Origin of the sequence: Pseudomonas sp., from assembly GCF_030696055.1 — a bacterium.
Taxonomy (GTDB): Bacteria; Pseudomonadota; Gammaproteobacteria; order Pseudomonadales; family Pseudomonadaceae; genus Aquipseudomonas.
In genome coordinates this window covers 1-19,836 of record NZ_JAUYNP010000184.1, presented here as the reverse complement: position 1 = coordinate 19,836, position 19,836 = coordinate 1, and the positions used below count along the sequence as shown (strand labels likewise).

At 59.2% G+C, this 19,836-nt stretch carries 11 protein-coding genes and 2 pseudogenes; 6 read left to right on the top strand and 7 right to left on the bottom strand.

Annotated elements, in window-relative coordinates:
• Window positions 1-103: 103 nt before the first annotated feature.
• Window positions 104-325 carry a DUF2835 domain-containing protein gene (locus Q8Q83_RS10875; RefSeq protein ID WP_305623615.1) on the bottom strand — a complete coding sequence of 74 codons (222 nt, stop codon included), beginning with the start codon at window positions 323-325 and terminating at the stop codon, window positions 104-106.
• A gap of 150 nt (window positions 326-475) precedes the next feature.
• Here Q8Q83_RS10875 and Q8Q83_RS10870 point away from each other — a divergent pair, with 150 nt between their 5' ends.
• Window positions 476-1,360: a DUF6685 family protein gene (locus tag Q8Q83_RS10870; RefSeq protein WP_305623613.1), complete on the top strand. Its 885-nt coding sequence runs from the start codon at window positions 476-478 to the stop codon at window positions 1,358-1,360.
• A 131-nt stretch (window positions 1,361-1,491) separates the two neighbouring features.
• On the opposite strand, the pseudogene Q8Q83_RS10865 reads toward Q8Q83_RS10870, so the two are convergent.
• Window positions 1,492-1,809 (bottom strand): annotated as a pseudogene (locus tag Q8Q83_RS10865) (group II intron maturase-specific domain-containing protein); the annotation flags it as partial.
• A gap of 63 nt (window positions 1,810-1,872) precedes the next feature.
• On the opposite strand from Q8Q83_RS10865, the pseudogene Q8Q83_RS10860 reads away from it, so the two are divergent.
• Window positions 1,873-3,053, top strand: a pseudogene (locus Q8Q83_RS10860) (IS3 family transposase).
• A 244-nt stretch (window positions 3,054-3,297) separates the two neighbouring features.
• Here Q8Q83_RS10860 and Q8Q83_RS10855 read toward each other — a convergent pair.
• A complete protein-coding gene (locus tag Q8Q83_RS10855; RefSeq protein WP_305623611.1) occupies window positions 3,298-7,692 on the bottom strand; it encodes a retention module-containing protein in 4,395 nt (1,464 codons plus the stop codon).
• A gap of 489 nt (window positions 7,693-8,181) precedes the next feature.
• Window positions 8,182-9,672, bottom strand: coding sequence for a type I secretion C-terminal target domain-containing protein (locus tag Q8Q83_RS10850; RefSeq protein WP_305623609.1), 1,491 nt, complete (start codon window positions 9,670-9,672; stop codon window positions 8,182-8,184).
• Window positions 9,673-10,118: 446 nt separating this feature from the next.
• Between Q8Q83_RS10850 and Q8Q83_RS10845 the strand changes: the two genes are divergently transcribed.
• The 3 genes from Q8Q83_RS10845 to Q8Q83_RS10835 are packed head-to-tail and all read left to right on the top strand — an operon-like array spanning window position 10,119 to window position 15,023.
• On the top strand, window positions 10,119-11,474 hold the full coding sequence (locus Q8Q83_RS10845) for a TolC family outer membrane protein (RefSeq protein ID WP_305623607.1): 1,356 nt from the start codon (window positions 10,119-10,121) through the stop codon (window positions 11,472-11,474).
• 32 nt (window positions 11,475-11,506) lie between these two features.
• Entirely contained in the window at window positions 11,507-13,657 is a 2,151-nt protein-coding gene (locus tag Q8Q83_RS10840; RefSeq protein WP_371132398.1) for a type I secretion system permease/ATPase, read from the top strand.
• 13 nt (window positions 13,658-13,670) lie between these two features.
• Entirely contained in the window at window positions 13,671-15,023 is a 1,353-nt protein-coding gene (locus Q8Q83_RS10835; RefSeq protein WP_305623604.1) for an HlyD family type I secretion periplasmic adaptor subunit, read from the top strand.
• A gap of 204 nt (window positions 15,024-15,227) precedes the next feature.
• Here Q8Q83_RS10835 and Q8Q83_RS10830 read toward each other — a convergent pair whose 3' ends face one another.
• From Q8Q83_RS10830 to aceK, 3 genes are all read right to left on the bottom strand, one after another.
• Entirely contained in the window at window positions 15,228-15,842 is a 615-nt protein-coding gene (locus tag Q8Q83_RS10830) for a tRNA-uridine aminocarboxypropyltransferase (RefSeq protein ID WP_305623603.1), read from the bottom strand.
• Window positions 15,843-16,162: 320 nt separating this feature from the next.
• The gene (locus Q8Q83_RS10825; protein WP_305623601.1) at window positions 16,163-16,297 is read right to left on the bottom strand and encodes a PA1414 family protein; all 135 of its coding nucleotides are present in this window, start codon (window positions 16,295-16,297) and stop codon (window positions 16,163-16,165) included.
• Between the two features lie 417 nt (window positions 16,298-16,714).
• Window positions 16,715-18,445: a bifunctional isocitrate dehydrogenase kinase/phosphatase gene (aceK, locus tag Q8Q83_RS10820; protein WP_305623600.1), complete on the bottom strand. Its 1,731-nt coding sequence runs from the start codon at window positions 18,443-18,445 to the stop codon at window positions 16,715-16,717.
• Between the two features lie 202 nt (window positions 18,446-18,647).
• Between aceK and Q8Q83_RS10815 the strand changes: the two genes are divergently transcribed.
• Window positions 18,648-19,553 (top strand): DMT family transporter, encoded by a 906-nt coding sequence (locus Q8Q83_RS10815; protein WP_305623598.1) that lies wholly within the window; start codon window positions 18,648-18,650, stop codon window positions 19,551-19,553.
• Window positions 19,554-19,836 lie beyond the last annotated feature (283 nt).

The following is a 19,836-nucleotide window of genomic DNA, read 5'->3' as shown; positions in this document are numbered from 1 at the left end:
AGCACGCGGGCCAGGGAATACATGGGCAGGCTTAGCTCGATAAAGTGACAAAGGCCGCGATTATAGCCGCCTGGCCGGCTGATAGGCGAGGCGCAAGGCTGCTTCAGCTCAAACGGCGCAAGCTGAGCAATTCGCCCGCTAGGCTAAACTCCAGCTCGAAGGAACCATAGACCCCTTCGTGGGTCATAAACTGCCGAAAATGATGCGCCGGTACGCTGACTCGTCTACCGTCACGACTGCGCAACAAAATACGGTTGGCGCGCCCTTGATAGATCACGCGCAACCGCTCGGCCGATAGCGCAATATCCAGTACCAGACTGGGCATGGAGGCACCTTCGCAAATGAATGCGACAATATTGCCACAGGCGGCCTACAAGCCCGGCAAAAAACCTGTCAAACCAGTCGATAAAGCCTGTTCAGCAGCCATGCGGCTCTGCCAAACTGGCCGTGGTGACTTTGGAGTTCGTACTTGGCCATGAGTCTGTCTGAGCAACCCTCCACCCTCAGCTCACGCCTTGGTGCCCTGGCACAACGCCTGGGCCTTATTGGTCGCGCGCCTCGGCAGATACTCGAGCGCGCCAGTCAACTGCGCCTGCCGTTCAGCCCCTTACCGGCAATCCGTGACAGCATCTGCTGGCAGGATGGACCGCAACTGCATCGTTTGATCGACCTGCCGCGCAGCGCCCTTTCCGGCCCCGTACAGGAAGACAAAGCTCAAGCCCATGCCGTGCTGATTCGCGTAATCGAATTGCAGGAACAACAACTGGCTTCGTTCGACCTGCGCAGGGTCGATGGCTTTTCCGCTGGCAATCGCGAACAAGCGCCCTTCGGCTGTTTTGAGGACTATGCCGCCAGCCAGGCCTGCCGCCAGGTGCGCATCATCAGCTACAAGGACTTCGTCAAAACCATCAGCCTGGCACTGCCGCGCTTTCTTGCCGACGAACGCATCAGCCTGCGTCAGGCCAGTTGGCATGGCGAGCGAGTGTTCTGGGCCGGCGAACACCACAGCGAAGCCTTTGCCTGCGCCATTGCCTATGCCCGCCGCCGCGAGTTGGACATCAGCCTGCCGGCGGATCTCAGTCACTATCGCTTGAGCCCCCAGGGACTTGCCCAGTTGCAACAGCACTATCACGTGCTGGCCATGCCAGGAGCCGCCTGGAGCGATCCAGCCTTTATGGGCCTGCTGCTGGATAGCGGCCTGCCCTATGCGCGCTTGTCACTGCTACGCAGCCCCGGCGACCCGGAGTTCCTCCTGCTCCCCAAATACTCCGCAGAAGCCACCGCCCTTGGCGAAGGCCTGCGCCTGGCTGGCGCTCCGGATGTGGTGGGGTATTTGCGGCGGCTAAGCAACCAAAGCTAGCGGCCAGATCGTTAACTGAGCTGCTCCAGAACCCCTTCGCCACGCCCCCATATAAAAAACATCGAGTAGGAGGCGGAGTCACCCCCGCCGTCCTCTCACACCACCGTACGTACGGTTCCGTATACGGCGGTTCAGGTTATACGGCTAAGCCGGTTAATCGTATCCAGTATCGAGACCAGTCCAAGTTGATCCCATAGCTTCTTCGACAGCGCCTGATTCATATGTGGCGCTCTCGAGTTCCACCATGGGCCTCGACCGTTGAACGCTGATCTACAGGCCCGCGCTTCGCTGAGCCCCAGACGCATTAGGTTGCGTGCTCTTGTAGAGGGTCGTTTCCATTGGCGCCAAATGGCACAGCGAAGTTTGTGACGCACCCAGCCATCCAATTCCTCAAGTGGCCGCTTGCTCTGGCTCAGCTTGAAGTAGCCAGCCCAACCGCGCAGCACGGGTGTAGTGGTCTACTTTCTCCGGACACCTCGATAGGTGGAAAATCCATCCATTGAGGAGCGTTCATGAGCCGTATACGCAAAGCATTCGACGTCAGCTTCAAGCTGCAAGTCGTGAAAATGATCAAAGAGCAAGGGCTCAGCGTGCCCCAGGTCTGTCAGGACATGGATCTTGGCCCGACAGCGGTTCGCCGCCGGGTGCAGCAGTACGAAGCTGAGCAACTGGGGCAATCCGGCATAGGCAAGCCGTTAACGGCTGAGCAGCAACGTATCCGGCAGCTCGAAGGCGAGAATCGTCAATTGCGCATGGATGTCGACATCCTAAAAAAAGCGTCGGCCTTCTTTGCCCGAGAACTGAAGTGAGCCACTCGCTGGTTCAGCAGTTGCAACAGAAGGCCATCCCTGTGGCCCTGGTTTGCCAGGTGCTAGGCATCAGCCGCTCCGGCTACTACGAAGCACTGCAGCGTCAGGCGCGGGTACCGTTGGTATGCGCCACCAGTGTGCATCTGAAAGCGGCTTTTCATGCCAGTAGTGGCAGCTATGGGAGTCAGCGGTAGCGTATAGCCTTGCATACAGAAGGCCTGCCGACAGGACGCAGCAAGGTTCGCCGACTGATGCGTCTGCATGGCCTGCGGCCGAGCTGGAAGCGTAAGTTCGTGCATACCACCGATAGCAAGCACGCGCTGCCGGTGGCCGAGAACATTCTCAACCGGCAGTTCGAGCCGGCGGCGGTCAACTTGGCCTGGGTGGCCGACATCACTTACATCCGAACGCGATCGGGCTGGCTGTATCTGGCTGTCGTACTCGACCTGTATTCGCGCAAGGTGGTGGGGTGGGCCATGGCGCCGACTATGCCGGCCTCGCTGGTGTGTACAGCCTTGCAAATTGCGATTGCGCAACGCCAGCCGGCACCGGGGCTGATCGTGCACTCTGACCGCGGCAGCCAGTACGCCAGCACGGACTACCGGACACTGCTGCGACACTACGACCTGGTGTGCAGCATGAGCCGCAAGGGCAATTGCTGGGACAACGCGGTGATGGAGCGTTTCTTCTTGAGCTTGAAGATGGAACGAGTCTGGCTCCGCGACTATGCCAACGCAGGAGAAGCGACTCGGGATATCACCGACTACATCGTGGGCTTTTACAACAGCACCTGCCTGCATTCAAAACTGGGCTACCGACCACCCTCCGTCTTTGAACGGGAATCGGTCGATAAAACACCTATCTTGGTGTCCGGAAAAACTTGACCACTACAAACTTCCTGTTCGTCAGGCCAGCATTTTGCCTCGGGCTTCCTTCAGATTCGCGGTCACCCACGTCACCCTTGCCTTCGGCTAGCACTTCCCCTTGCCGGGTGTGTAGAGGACTTTCACCTCCAAGTCACCAGCGTGGCCACCACAGCCAAGCTGGTTGCGCTACGCGCAACGCGCCATGCCTGGCGCACCCACATAAAAAGCCCGCCATCCTTTTAAGGAGGCGGGCTGATTAGGCCTATACCACCAACGAACCATCATCAAGCATCTTGCCGATGAGATCTCCCGCACTCGTGGGGGTATACTGCTCGTACAGGTTTACCCCCTCCAGTACGATGGTCGGCCCAGCAGTCCCCCCCACAGTGCCATTGGCATCCACCGTAATAGTGGTACTGTTAGTACTGGCCTCAGGAGGACTGAAGGACAAGTAGTTAGTCAAGTCACCAGGGGTTAAAGGGTCGGTGTGGGTCAGAAGCTCGGATAGATCCAGATGGTCCAAACCCTTGACGAAGCCAGTGACGGTATCGGTGCCAGTCTCATTCAACTGCCATTTGAAGGTGTCTCCCCCCGCCCCGCCGGACAGAAAGTCATTGCCCAAGCCACCGATCAGGATATCGTCACCACCATTACCGAGCAGGCTGTCGTTACCCGCGCTGCCCTGAATGACTTCCGCATTCTCAGTGCCCGTAAAGGTGGAACCGCCAACGATGGCGACTTCGAGCAGCTGCGTGCTCGTAGTGTCGCCATCTGCATCCACAACCTGGAAGCTGAAGTCCAGATTGGCGTTCTGCGTGCTGGTTCCAAGAATGCCGATGTCGACAATCTTGATCACGTCATTGTCGTCCGTATCCGCCCCTAGCCCCGGATTGGCCTCGAAATCCTGGGTGCCGGTCGAGCCGCCGCTGGCACCGGTCGCGCGAATCAGATCGATACCGGAGCCGGTGATGTTTTCGGTCGAAACGATCAATTGCGCGCCGTAGATCTGATAGTTCTCATCGGCGTCGTTGTAGTCATTGCTTTCGATGATCACCAAACCGTCACTACCGTCCGTGAAGGTGATGTCATATGGATTGCTTTCACTGGAGCGGAAGATGTCGCCTGCATCGACGATAATTGCCCGGGTCGTCTCCGAGTTGTCGTCCGGATCTATGAGTTTGAGGATGACGACGAGATCTTCGCCGGCACCCAACTGAGCGAGTTTGAGGTATATACCGCTCGCCAGCGCCTTATCTACATCTACATGTGGGTTCAGACTCCCCAGCGGGTCGTCTGCGTAAAAATCCATATTGAGGATTTCGCCGTCCTGCAGGGTGTCGCTGGCGACGCCGTTTGCCGTCCCGCTAATACTCACCCAGGTTTGCTCGCCGACAAAGCGCTCGTCATCGACAAAGACGAAGTCGCCATTACTGGTCGTGAAATCCACCGGGGCTCCCGGTGCCTCTTCATCCCCGGTGAAGCGTACGAAGAAATCTGCGGCCAGTTTGGACACCACAATTTCCGGCTGGGGTGAACCCTCCAAGTCGTAGCTCACCCTGGACATCGAGCTACTGGTTGTAAGCAAGCTTTTGATCGGCGCATCCAAGGTCACGGTATAGGTCCCACTTACCTTGTCGAAGGTAAGCGTACCTTCGGCCGGTGTCAGCACACTGGGCGTCAGCGGATTCGCGGCATACATGAACTGGATATCGAAGGTCGCAGAGGTTGTAGTCTCCGCCGCCCAGGACACCAAAGCCGCCGTGATGGCCGCAGTCCCCACCGTGCCCGAAAGGCTGATGGTGGAAAAGTCGGAGTTCGATACGCTAAAGCTGGTCCGTCTGTCGGCGCCGATGCTGTAGTCGAAGATCCCTGTCCCGCCGGGAACCGGATTGCTTGAGTTCGCATAGATCAGATCCGTCTTGTTGAGAACCACTGGCGTGTCGTCGTCAACGTTGATGGTCAAGGCGCCAGGAGCCGTATCACCGTCTCCATCGGCCACCTGATAGTTCAGCGTGAAGCTGTCATTGTTCTCGTTCAGACCCGTCGGATGGTCGATGGCCGCATTCTGGGTCACCGCATAGGCACCGGTAGCGGTGTTCAGCGTCACGGTCAGTACGGTGACGCCCGCCTGCTTGATCAGCAGGCTGTCTCCCGACTTCTCGTAGGTGAAACCCGCTGGCGCCCCCGTGGTCAGCCACTCCACCGAGCCCGCACCATCGGCACCAAAGCTGTGCCCCAGCGTGCCGCTGGTGTTGGCCGCATTGGCATCGTCATCGATACCGCCTGGGTTACCGCCTGCCAGCGCATCGTCATCTAACTGCACAGCAGCGTTCGCGCTCACCACCGGGCCGTCGTCGTCGAACACCACGTTGCCACCCAGATCGAGGGTCTGCTCGTCGGTGTCGGTGTCGCCATCACCGTCGGTGATCGTCACCGTGCCTTTCAGACCCACCAAGTCCGTACCCAGCACCGCTTCCTGTGCATCGTAGTTCGAGCTGGCACCCGGCAACGCATGGTCGATTTCCTGAGCCTGAGTCAGGGTCACCACACCAGTCGTGCCGTTCACCGACAACGAGAATACGGTGTTGCCCGCCGTCACCCCGACGGCTGTCGCCGAGGTCGAGCCGACGATCACGCCACTCACGTCGTACAGGTAGATGGTGTTGCCATCGCTCTTCAACCCCGAGTCCGCACCCGAGGCCGCGATCAGGTTTAGGCTGTAGCTCCAGGTGGTGGTGCCCGCGCCATCCGCGCCATAGCTGGAACTGCCGACCGTGAAGGCGCCGCTGAAGTTGGCGCTGGCCGTGTCGGACGCTGCCGCAATAGTCTCGGCATCCTGGGTGTTCAGGCGGATCGCGTTCTCGTCCGTCACCACCGCCGTCACGCTCGGCACGTCATCCGACACCGAGACATCCACCGTACCCTCGACAAAATCGCCGTCGGTGTCAGTCGCCACCACCGTCACCGAACCGAGATCCTGCAAGTCATCCAGATTGATGCCCGGATGGCTGTCGTAGTTGTCGGCCAGGGTCGCCGTGACCGTGGCCACATTGGCCACTACGCCCAAGCTCAGGGTCACGATGGTCACGCCGCCGTCTTTACCGACAATCTTGCTGTCCGATTCCCGACTCCAGGTCAGGCCGCCACCCAAACCGCCCAGGTCGTCGCTGAACATGATCGAGGCAATCGCATCCGAGCCCGGGGTAAAGGTGATTGAGCCGTCGTCAGTCACCGGTGTGGCCGGGCTGGAACCATCGCTCAGGTTCTGGTCATCCACCACCAGGCTGATCGGATCGCCCGCAACCGGGCCTGTGCCATCGGTCACCGTTATCGGCTGTACCGCCGTGTCGGTATCCCCGTCACCATCGGTAAGCGTATAGGTGAACCCGGCAGACACACCCGCTGCATTGCTCACGCCCGAGGTTGGATCAAACGTCCAGGCACCCGCAGAGGTAAAGGTATAGGTGCCGTTCGCGGTTGAAAGTAAAGTCGTTCCCAGCGCGGCAATCGCTTGGAAACCGTTGCCGTCGCCCAGATTAACCGAGGTCAGCGTCGCGCCGTCGGCACCACGTGTGTCGTTGTCCAGAACAGCGCCACCAATCGTACCGACAGCATCCTCCGCAACACTCACAGCCGTGTCGTCCAACGCCGTCGGGCCATCGTCATTGATCAGAATCGTCAAGGGGGCTGCCGGTGAAATATCACCATCGTTATCAATGACCCGTACGGCAAAGGTCTCTGCAACCTGATCGTCCGCCCCAGTGGCACCGGGAATGTTGTGATCGACAGTGCTGACCTCTATGGTGTAATCCCAATTACCCGCTCCATCGAAGGTCAAAAAGCCGTATTGCCCCTGAACGGTTCCGCCATTGGTGATATCAATCCATTCCCCCGCGATGTTTTGCACCTGCAATTGCACTTGCACGGAGGAAACGCCGTCTGGAGAAGTAATAATCAATTGGCCAGTGGTCGTCTCGGCAAGGCTATCAGGATTACTGCCATCCCCTGGCGCAGGAGTTTCACCGTTCCCCAGCGCGGCTTCCTCGACTACACCTACCCCGGTGTCGACACTGGGGTCGTCATAAACAACCTCAATCTCAGGCGTGAAGTCAGGAACTACCACCGGCTCATCAAAAAGCACCGTCGGATCAGGATTCGGAAACTCCGGCCCGCTACCCAGCCCTTCGGTCGGGAAGCCGATAACCGGGTCCAGCGCACCGCCGGTTTCACCCAGCAGTACAAAGGAATGACCGCCACCGGCAGCACCGGCGCCACCCGCCCCGCCGGCGCCAGGGCCTGCGGCAGTGGCCTCACCTGCCAGGGTCGGGTCGACCCCCGCTTCAATGGCGGCTTGCAGCCGTTCGACATCAGTTAGCTCGCTGTCACTGGGTGCGGCAGGCGCGGTATCACCGGTTGGAGGCGGGGCGTCAGGCGCTGAGGCGAGCATTTGTTCGTTGAGGGTCAGGCTGCTGTCGCGCCCAAGGGTCAGTTGCTGACCATTAGTCATGGCGACCGAGATCGCACCCGATGCACCCGTGACAATCTGCTCACCGGCATAGACGCGATCACCTTCGACCAGCGGTCTCCGCGCTCCATCGCCGGCTACTGCAAAGACTTCGCCAACGACCTGACTGACGACACCAATTAAAGTAGCCATGATCCTATCCTCACTACAGCTGCCGACCACCGCCGACACGTACTTAAAAGGCCAGAACACCTTCACTGTAAACGGGGTGATAAGAAGAACAGTAGAGAGAGGGCAACGCAGAGCCCAAACAGAACGCCAATGCCAAAAAAATGTCACTACCAGCCTGCGTCGTACTACTCCAGCAAACAGCTCCCCGCCCGAATCGTGTTTGACCGCCTGTTTTAATCGCGCATACCGCCACAGAGCCAAAGCGCTTGGCTGCTGTCTAAAACAATGTGCTGCTTTTCTCAGGCTGCATAAGATTTTTTCCTCATAACTCGTGTAATCAATTTTTCTAACCTTCCCCTATGTTGTGGCTCAATGATTCTGGACACCCCGATAGGGCGTTCGGTCAGCCTCTATGGCTAAACCTAACCTGCCTCAGAAAAGCCATGACACAACGCTCATAAAAAAGCCCGCCATCCATTAGGAGTGGCGGGCTGATTTACTGCCTGTCGGTTAGACGGTATCGATCTTCAGCGTGCCATCGCCGAGCATGCTCAACACCAGGTCGTTTTCGTTACCCACGCCATAGCTGGCGTACAGGTCCACGTTGTCCAGCACTATGGTCTGCTCCGGCGCAACCGTCGGATCGGCGACCGCGGTGCTGCTCACCCTGACCAAAGTATCCGAACCCGACACAGAGATATCGATATAGCTCAGCAAGTTACCGATATTCTCCGCCGAGCCGCTGGCACCGACCAACAGCTCGGAAAGATCCAACTGATCGCCCCCAGCGTTGTGGTGTATCACGAAGTCAGTGACGGTATCGGTGCCGGTATTGCCTGCTACCCATTTGAAGACACCCGCACCGGCGCCACCACTCAAGAGGTCGCCACTGTCACCACCAATCAGAATATCGTCACCCTCTCCGCCAATCAGGGGGTCGGCCTCACCACGACTCGACAACACCACCCCGATATCGGCATCCACCCCATCGGCAGCAGCAGATACCACTTCATCAGGATCGAGCATGGTGATGGTCAGTTCGTCATCCAGGGCAACCGTGTCGCCATCGGCATCCGTCACCGCGAGATTGAAGTTGAGCGCCAGGTCCTCAACCGTGACGGTCTGGTCATAGGTGATGTGGTTGATATTGAAGTTCGGCGTGCCACTGACGTAATTCAGCCGCAGATCGTCGAACTCAGTGTCTGTATAGAGGGTGTAGGTCTTGGTCGTGGCATCGTAATTCCAGGTCCCGGCCAGATCGACATCGACTATCACCGTGATTCGTTCACCGCCTTTCGGCACGGAAAGGTTCTGATCACCGGCCACGGCCGTGTTGAAGTCAAATGCCACACCACCCAAGGTCAGCATCAGTACCGCCGCGGTGGCAGACCCCGTCCATTGCTGCAAGGTGAAACTGACATAGGTCTGTTTATTCAAGAAGTCGAGCAACATCCACTCGCCACTGCTGATCTGCGGATTGGAAACCCCGATACCGTTATCAGAGGCATTGATATCGTCCGATCCACGGATGGTGAGAGATAGATCGTCTATCGTCACCTCTCCGATCAGCCCGAACGCTTCGAAGTCCTCCCCGCTCACAGTCGTGGTGGCAATCATCTCGTTCGACAGCATATCGAAGGTGTAGGTGCTATCTGGATTGACGGTCAGCGCAAAGAACGGGCTGCCTCCAGCATCTGCCAAGCTGCTAAAGGCCTGGAACTCCACACTGCCATCGCCGCCATCAGACACCGCATTGGTTATCGTCGCGTAGTAGAAGCTGAACAGCACTTCATTACTGCCATCCATCGCCGTCACATCCACCTTGCTGATACCTGCCTCAGCGGTGTCTTGCTGCACGAAGCTGACGGACTCACCACCATAGCTACCACTCACCCCCAGCGCGGTAGACAAAAAATCCAAACGATCCGCACCAAAGCTCGCGCTGTAGAGCCCGTTGACTTCGCCGACGACCTGACTGGCGACACCAATTAAAGCAGCCATGATTTCATCCTCACTACAGCTGCCGACCACTGCCAGCATCTATATTAAAAAGTCAGAACACCTTTCTGAGGAATGGGTAATAACAAGAGCAGTGGAGTGAGAGGGCAACGCAAAACCCAGAAAAAACCCTAACGACAATAAATGTCACCACCAACCTGCGCCGTACTACTCCAGCGAACAGCCCCCCCGCCCGAATCGTGTTTGACCACCTGCGTTAATCACGCATACCAACAAAAAGCCAAAGCGCTTGGCCGTACGTAGAACGATGTGCCGCTTTTCTCGGCCCGCATAAGATTTTTTCCTCATAACCCGTGTAATCAATTTTTCTAAGCTACAACTAAAGGTGTTCTTAGCTGTGAAGTTAGAAACCCGGGCCAGTCCACCCATTGAATGAGCCATTTTTTTGGCGAGCGGATTTATAAGATCTAATTAAGGAGAGTTATCAGATGCGCGCACTCAACCCCCTATGGAGCGCCGTGCTGCTGGCGTCTATCAGTGCACAAGCCCAGGCCATTAGCCTTTCGGAAGCCATTCAGAGCACCCTGGACAACCACCCAGAAGTGCACGCAGGGGCAAACAGCCGTCTTTCCTCAGATGAAGAAGTGAAGATCGCCAAGGGTGGCTATCTCCCCACTGTCGATCTGTTGGTCGGTTATGGGCGGGAACACACCGATAGCCCCACCACTCGGGCGGCGGGCAACCACAATACGGAAACCCTGACCTATGGCACCTCAGAACTGCGGCTGCGGCAGATGCTGTTCGACGGCTTCAATACGCCCAACGAAGTAGCCCGCACCGAAGCCGTGGTCAACTCACGCGCGTATCGCCTGCTGGGCACCTCTGAGAGCTTGGCGCTGCGTACCGTCGAGGTTTATCTGGATGTATTGAAACGCCGCGAGATGTTCGAACTGGCCCGCAATAACTTGCAGGCGCATCAACGCATCAATGATCAGATTGGCCTACGCAACCAACAGGGCGTGGGTAGCACCGCCGACCTCGACCAGTCGGAAGCACGTCTGGCCCTGGCGCAGAACAACCTTTATACCGAGCAGGTGAACCTGGCTGACGCTGAAGCCAACTTCTTCAGTGCCGTTGGGCGCATGCCGGATGAGCTGGAGTCCCCCACATCGGTCAAAGGCACTATGCCGGAAGACCTGATTACGGCCCGCCAGACCGTGATGGACAACAACCCCTTCCTGAAATCTGCACAAGCCGACGTGCAGGCTGCGGAGAAACAGTACGAGGTGGCCAAGTCGCCTTTCTACCCACGTTTCGACGTCGAACTCGCCACCACGGCCAATGACAATACCCAAGGCATTGGCGGGCATGACAACAGTTGGCGTGCGGCTGTGGTGATGAACTACAACCTGTTCAATGGCATGCGCGACAAGGCTCAGCTGCAGTCATCCGCTCACCAGATCAACGAATCAATGGACATTCGCAACAATGCCCTGCGGGTGCTCAATGAAAACCTTTCCCTGTCCTGGAATGCCATGGAGAACGCCCGCCAACAAACCCCTACTGCTCGTGACTATGCGGACTACACCGCGCGAGTACGTGAGGCTTATCAGCAGCAGTTCAGCCTGGGTCAACGCACCCTGCTCGACCTGCTGGACAGTGAAAATGAACTGTTCACCGCTAACCGTCGTTACACGGAGGTGCGTTTCCTCGAAGAGTTCTCCATGTACCGCGTGGTTGCCGCCATGGGCGACCTGCTGCGTCAGCAACAGGTGGTAGTACCGGCCGAAGCTGTAGCCCTCAGCGAAGTGAAGAGCGAGGCGCGTTTGCCGGCAATGAAGTAGCACCGTTTCAGGAGTAGTGAAATTTGACCACCATGGAACGATCGGACTCATCCAGCGATCCGCGGCTGAGCCATGACGACCCGCTACTCGATGGTTTGTTGATCCTCTGTAGACTCCACGGCTGCTCAGTCAGCCGTGGCAGTTTAAGCGCAGGCCTGCCGATGCCTAAGCAGTGCCTTACCCCCGAATTACTGCCGCGCGCTGCGGCACGTGCGGGCCTGCAAGGTCGTCTGCTACGGCGTGACCTGGCCAGCATCTCACCACTCAACCTGCCGATCTTATTGCTCCTGAAAGATGGTCGTAGCGCGGTGCTGCGCCAATGGGGGCCGAAGAATCAGGCGCAGATCCTGCCCTGCGAAGCCGATGGAGGCGCGCAGTGGGTCGACCGCGAACAACTGGCTAGCGAATATAGTGGCCAAGCGTTCTTCGCCCGTCCGCGCCATGAACTGGAGGAGGCGCGCACGCCTCTGGTACCCCGCATCGAGGCCTGGTTCCGCGACACCCTCAAGCTGTCACGCTGGCTCTACACCGATGCCCTGCTAGCCAGCCTGCTGATCAACCTGCTGAGCCTGATGATCCCGCTGTTCGTCATGCAGACTTACGACCGCGTGGTACCTAACCAGGCCACGTCGACACTCTGGGTGCTGGCGATTGGCTTGTTTATCGCCATGGGCTTCGAGTTGTTGCTGAAAATACTGCGGGCCCATCTATTGGATACGGCCGGCAAGAAAACCGACGTGGTGCTGTCCGCCACCCTGTTCGAACGCATCACCGGCATGTCGATGAAAGCACGCCCAGCCACCATCGGCGGCTTTGCCCAGAGCATCCATGACTTCCAGGGGCTGCGCGAATTTCTTACCGCCGTCACCCTGACCAGCCTGATCGACCTGCCCTTCTCCGTGCTGATGATCGCGGTGATCTGGCTGATTGGTGACTGGCTGGTAGTGATCCCGCTGCTGGCCTTCCCGATTACCGCCCTGTTCGCCTTTGTCATCCAGACACGCCTGCGCGATACCGTTGAAAAAAGCCTGCAACTGGCCTCGCAACGCCAGGCCCTGCTGATAGAAACCCTGGGTGGCCTGGAAACCCTGAAAGCCTGCGGGGCGGAAAGCGAACGCCAGCATCAATGGGAAAAGACCCATGGCGCCCTGACCCGCCTGGACATCCATGCCCGTTCATTGGCGGCGATAGCCACCAATGGCACCATGTTCTTCCAGCAATTCGCCGGCATGGCCACCATAGTAGTCGGGGTCTACAGCATCATTGCCGGCAACCTCAGCGTCGGCGCCCTGGTCGCCTGCTACATGCTCGGCAGCCGCATACTGGCCCCGCTCGGGCAGATCGCCGGCCTGATCACCCGCTACCAGCAAGCGCGCCTGACCATGACCAGCACCGACGCCCTGATGGCTTTGCCGCAAGAGCGCCAGGCCAAACAGCGGCCACTGGACAGGACCCAGTTGCACGGCGCACTGGACGTTCGCCAGGTGACCTTTCGCTACCCAGGCCAGAGCACCCCGGCGCTGGCCAATGTCAGCCTGCGTATGGCGGCGGGCGAGCGCATTGGCATCATCGGCCGCAGTGGTTCGGGCAAAAGTACCCTGGCGCGCCTGATCATGTCGTTCTACGCCGCCGATGAGGGGCAGATCCTGCTCGACAACATCGACCTGCGGCAGCTCGATGTGGCCGACCTGCGCCACCAAATCGGCTATGTCGCCCACGACCTGCCTCTTCTGGCCGGCAGCCTGCGCGACAACCTGACCTTGGGCGCACGTTACGTGAGCGACGCCCGTATGCTCGAAGTCGCCGAGCTGACCGGCGTGGTCGACTTGGCGCGGCAGCACCCCCAGGGCTTCGACCGCCCGGTGGGCGAACGCGGCCAACTGCTTTCCGGCGGACAGCGCCAAGCGGTGCTGCTCGCCCGTGCCCTGCTGCTCGACCCTCCCATACTGGTACTGGATGAGCCCACCAGCGCCATGGATAACACCAGCGAGGAGATACTGCGCAGCCGCCTGCAACCCTGGGCCCAAGGCAAGACCATGCTGCTGATCACCCACCGTGCCTCCATGCTCAGCCTGGTCGATCGCCTGGTGGTGCTGGATAACGGCCATATAGTTGCCGACGGCCCGAAAGAAACGGTCATCGAAGCACTGCGCAAAGGTCGGGTCGGCCCGGCTGCGGTCTAGGAAACCACCCCTTATGAGCCTCTCGTTCAGCAAATATTTCTCCAGCATGCGCCAGCGCAGGCAGGACACCGAATTTATGCCGGAAGTGGACGGGACCATTCTCGAGGACTCGCCCTGGTTTACCCGGATCACCGTCTGGGTTGTCAGCAGTTGCCTGATAGTGGCGCTGATCTGGGCCAATTTTGCCGTGTTGGAAGAGGTCACCACGGGCGAAGGCAAAGCCATTCCCTCGAGCAAGATCCAGGTCATCCAAAACCTGGAAGGCGGCATAGTCACTGAGATTTTCGTGCGCGAAGGCCAGGTCGTGGAAAAGGGCGATGTGTTGCTGCGCCTGGACGACACCCGTTTTATCTCCAACCAGGGCGAAACCGAGGCCGACCGCCTGGCCCTGGTTGCCCGGGTCGAACGCTTGACCGCCGAGGCCGAAGGCCGCCCCATCGCCATGCCGGAAGAGATTCTGCGCAAGGCCCCGCAACTGGCAGAAGATGAACTGGCGCTGTACCAGTCACGCCAGGGTCGCCTGCAAAGTGAACAGCGCACACTGGGCGAACAACTGCGACAAAAGAGCCAGGAGCTGGCCGAATTCCGCGCCAAGGCGCATCAGTACCGTTCGAGCATGGGCCTGCTGCAACAAGAACTGAACATGTCGCAACCGCTGGTCGAGACCGGCGCCATTTCCCAGGTGGAAATTCTCCGTTTGCGCCGCAGCCTGGTGGAAATACGGGGTTCGCTGGACGCCACCCACCTGGCGATTCCCCGAGCCGAATCGGCGGTGGCGGAGATCAAAAGCAAGATCGAAGAGTCGGAACTGGGCTTTCGCTCCGATGCTTTCAAGGAACTCAACGAGATACGCACCGAGCTGAAGAAACTCACCTCCACAAGCGTCGCCATTCAGGACAGGGTCAGTCGCACCACAGTGGCCTCGCCGGTTCGCGGGGTGATTAAACAACTCAAGGTCAACACCATAGGCGGTGTCGTTCAACCGGGCAGTGACATGCTGGAGATAGTACCTCTGGATGACAGCCTGCTGGTCGAAGCCAAGGTGCGCCCGCAGGATGTGGCCTTTCTCCACCCGGGGCAGAATGCCATGGTCAAGTTCAGTGCCTACGACTACACCATTTACGGCGGCATGAAGGCCAACCTGGAACTGATCAGCGCCGACACCATCACCGATGAAGAAGGCAACAGCTTTTACCTTATCCAGGTGCGCACCGACAAAAGCCACCTGGGCAGCGACGAACATCCGCTGCTGATCATTCCTGGGATGGTCGCCACCGTTGACATCATCACCGGCAAGAAAAGCGTGCTGGACTACCTGCTCAAGCCCGTGCTCAAGGCCCGCGCCGAAGCGCTACGCGAACGCTAAACGAATGTTGGATGGGAGACGCACTCTGCTTACAGCGGTGGAGCCTATGCACCCGTAACACATGGTCGCCACTCAGCCCGTCGTTGCCGCCTGCGATCTCCACACGACCACCAAGCAGACTGGAGCGCCCAGGTCCGTTAACGCCAGTATTATCCCGTGGCCATCATGGGCTAAGACGAGGATAGCAATCACCGAGCGGCGCGATCACAGAGTCTCGGCACCACCGGCATGATTGCGCCTGTAGGTTGGCTCGCCCATGGCGGCGATCTGCCCCTCGATCAAGGCCTCGAAGGGCCGCAGCAGGGCATCGAAACGCTGGGGCGCCTCGATAATGTCCAACGCACTGACAATCGCCTCGATGGTTGATAAAGCCCCGGGTATGGGGGCCTTGCGCAAGCGGTAGCGCGACTGCAAGCCAGGCGGCAGAGTGACCCGCGGCAACGCCGCCAGCAGCGGATTGCAGTGCAGCAGCTTGCGTGCCTTGCGCCAGGTACCATCCGGCACCACCAACAGCAGCGGCTGGCTAACCGCCTGCTCAACCAGCTGCGGCAAAGGCAGCGCGCCCTGCCCTGGGAACAACAAACAGGCCTGGTAACCCGGTGGAGCCAGCAACTCAGGCAGATCCTCGAATGTTTCGCCGACCCGCAACTCGGCATTGCACAAACCCAGCGCGGCCAGGCGCGCGGTATTCAGTGCATGTTTGACTTCACTGGGATGCTGCAGCAGCAACACGCGAGTCTGACTCGCCAAGCGGGGAATAAGGGCACATAAGCAGTGCGCAAGCGGGCGCTGACAAGCGGGGCATTGAAGGCGTGACATCGCGATCTCCTGATATCACGCAGTTTGCCACAAGCCTGGTCAGGCGGCCGAGTGAGCCGGTAAACAGGCCCCTGCATTGATCTGGATCGACGCAAAATGAGGCACAGTTGCAGCCGCGGATCCTGCTGTGCAGATCAGGAAGGATTCAGCCATTCGTGCTCGGCAAAGATCCTTCCCGTGACTGAGTTCATGGACACAAATCGACTCGGCCTGCCTGTGCACCAGGCCCTGGGTGCTGGCATGGCGAACAGGCTCGAAAAGACCGGGCTCGCCGGCTGCAAGCAGAGGTTATAAGGGTGGAACGTCTAGCCGGTCTTCCGTCAGCGCCGCCGAGGCCGCGCTGCAGGCCGGTCTTGATCGCCGTGTCGCACAGGGATGGGTTGCAGCTTCGGCCGGTCAAGCAAACCAAGGGCCGCCAGCAGGTCATGTAACAGGTTATGCAACTTGGCGATCATGGGACACCTCCTGCCAAGGACTTCGATCAGGCGCTTAAATGCCTTATCTGAGCCTAGCTCAAGCTGAGCGGGGTTGCCGTCGCTTGATGGCATAAGCAGCACTAAAAATTGCTCGGAACACCCCATGCAATCTCGCTAGCCTATCCCCCAGCGGCTCTGGATCAACATCAGGGTTACTGCACAGATTGCCTGCAATAGCCGCACTCCAGCAGCCAGACAAGGCCGGCGCCTGCTGATCGAGGGCTAACAGGCCGTTGAAAAACGTAGGCGAGGCGGCCGAGACAAGGCAAAAACAGGCGAGGAAGCGCAGTTTACGTGTTGTAAATGAGCATTCCGAGCCTGTTTTTAACGCCGTATCGGCAACGCAGGTAGTTTTTCAACGGCCTGCTAAGCCCAGGGGCGGCAGAGGCGCTTGGTTCAATACTCCTTGTCGGCCTGATCCTTGCGCCGGTAGGGGAAGACATCGATTACCTTGCCCGCGCGAATCGCCTCCTGCAGGCCTTTCCAGTAATCGGCGTCATACAGATCGCCATGCAACTGGCTGAACAGCTTGCGCTGCCGCATATCGGCAAACAGGAAGGGCGGGAACTCCTCGGGGAAGACATCCAGCGGCGCCACCGAGTACCAGGGCTCGGAAGACATTTCATCCTCGGGGTAGCGCGCTGGCGGAATGCGGCGGAAGTTCGCCTCAGTCAGGTAGCAGATCTCGTCGTAGTCGTAGAACACCACCCGGCCATGACGGGTCACGCCGAAGTTCTTCAGCAGCATGTCGCCGGGAAAGATATTCGCCGCCGCCAGCTGCTTGATGGCCAGGCCGTAATCGTCCAAGGCTTCGCGCACCTGGGCCTCACTAGCGCTTTCCACGTAGAGATTCAGCGGCGTCATACGCCGCTCGGTCCAGCAGTGACGCACCAGCACCGTATCGCCCTTGACCTCGACGGTAGAAGGCGCCACTTCCAGCAGCTCGGCCAGGCATTCCGGGTCGAACTTGCTGACCGGGAAGCGAAAGTCGGCGAACTCCTGGGTATCGGCCATGCGCCCTACCCGGTCGACGGTTTTCACCAGGCGATACTTCTCGATCACAGTAGCGCGGTCGACGTTCTTCGACGGCGAGAAGCGGTCCTTGATGATCTTGAACACTGTGTTGAAGCCCGGCAGGGTGAACACGCTCATCACCATGCCGCGCACACCCGGGGCCATGATGAACTTGTCGTCGGTGCTGGCCAGGTGGTTGATCAGCGCGCGGTAGAACTCCGACTTACCGTGCTTGTAGAAGCCGATCGAGGTGTACAGCTCGGCAATATGCTTGCCCGGCAGGATGCGCTTGAGAAAGCCGACGAATTCCGCCGGATAACCGACCCGCACCATAAAGTAGGAGCGGGTGAAGGAGAAGATGATCGACACCTCCGCCTCGTCGGTGATCAGCGCATCGATCTGGATGCCCTGCCCCTCGCGGTGCAGCAGCGGAATCACCAGCGGCCACTGTTCGTCGCGGGTGTAGATGCGCCCGACCAGGTAAGCGCCCTTGTTGCGATACAGGCGCGAGGCGAACAGCTCGATGCGCAGGTCCGGGTCCTTGCACACCCAGTCCGGCAGGCTGTCGCGCAGCTGCTTGATCAGCCGTGCCAGATCCCGCTCGAAATTCTCATAACCCACTTCGAAGCGAAAATCCTCGAAGACCAGACGCAGAGCCTGTTCGATATTGCCCTTGGGCTCGTACACCCGGGTCTGCGGCGCCCGCTCATTGACCCGCAACGCCGGGCGGGTGGTGTGGATAAACATGCAGCCATCGCTGATCTGGTCATGGCTGAACAGCCCGCAGAAGATCGAGTTGTACCAGGTTTCCGCCAGTTCATCGTCGTAGCGCAGGTCGATCAGCGCGATATAGGCCGACTTGACCAGGGGCCACTGCGCCACCTCCAGCAGCACCTCCTCGCTGTAGGCCTGGCGCAGACGAGCCCCGACTTCGCTGACGAACTCTTCATAGAGCGCGATGCGCGCAGCCGAGGCCTGCTGAATTTCCTGCCACTGCGCCTGCTCGAAACGCACCCGCGCCCCATTGGTGATCTGGCGGAACTGTTCACGATAATCATCGAAACCATCGAGAATCAGCTGGGCGATAGCGCCGGCGGGCCATTGCTGTGGCATGAACGAACCTCTACAGAAGAAATGCGGATAATCCGCCGAGCTTATCCAGTGACTGCGCCAAGTAAAAGCCGGCAAAGGGGGTAAAAAGCGTTATCTGCTGTGAAATATTGGTAAAACCCCGTTTGAAAGCGCTTTTCGAATTGCCTTGGCCCATCGGCCCGGCAACACTATTCAACCTAAATAAACTCCTGTGGAGACTGTCGTGCGCCTTGCCGATCTGCTGCGTCTGCTCTTGCTCGCCGCCATCTGGGGCGCGAGCTTTCTCTTTATGCGCATAGTCGCGCCGGTGCTCGGCAGCATGCCGACCGCCTTTTTCCGCGCCAGCTTTGGCATGCTCGGCCTGTTGACGATTCTGCTGCTGATGCGGGTGAACTGGGATTTTCGCGGCAAACTTAAGCACTGCCTGGTGCTTGGTGTGATCAACGCCGGCCTGCCCTCCGCCATGTATTGCCTGGCGGCCCTGGTGTTGCCGGCGGGCTATTCGGCGATTCTCAACGCCACCACACCGATGATGGGGGTGCTGATCGGCATGCTGTTCTTCGCCGAGGCGCTGACCTTAAGCAAGGCGTTTGGGGTGGCAATTGGCTTGTTCGGCGTAGGAGTGTTGACCCGCACCGGACCGGTGGAATTCGACCTGACCCTGCTGCTGGGCGCGGCCGCCTGCCTGGTGGCCACCACCTGCTATGGCTTTGCCGGCTTCCTCACCCGGCGCTGGATCGGCCAGCAAGGCGGCCTGGATAACCGGTTAACCGCTTTCGCCAGCCTCTGCGGGGCCAGCCTGTTTCTGCTGCCGTTGTTCGGTGGCGCATTGATCCTGCAGCCGCCGGCTAGTTGGGGCGGCGCCGAGGTCTGGCTGTCCCTGGCGGGCCTGGGCTTGGTCTGCACGGCCTTCGCCTATGTCCTGTATTTCCGCCTGCTCAGCGATATAGGCCCGATCAAGGCCTCGACCACCACCTTTCTAATCCCGCCCTTCGGCGTGCTCTGGGGCGCGCTGTTGCTGGATGAGCCGCTGTCCTGGGCCTACCTGTATGGCGGCGTGCTGATCGCCGTGGCGCTGTGGCTGGTGGTACGGCCAAGCGCCCCAAGCACGGTGCCGATCAAGGCGTAGGATGGGGCGCTGGCGCAGAAGTCACTGGGAAGGCGCAGGGGCTAGGCGCCGTAACCCATCAAAGGCGATGGGTATCGCTGCGCTCAACCCATCCTACGGTTGTCGCAGGCATAAAAAAGCCGCCCGGCATGGGTAATGCCAGTCAGTTAAGCCCTCTTACTTGACCTTTGGCCGCAAGAAATCAAAATCCGATGCCAGTATTGGCATCGGATTTTTTATGCGTCTCGCTCGGGCACTGGAACTCACCCACAACCTCGCCTCCACTCCCAGCTCCATCGAGGGG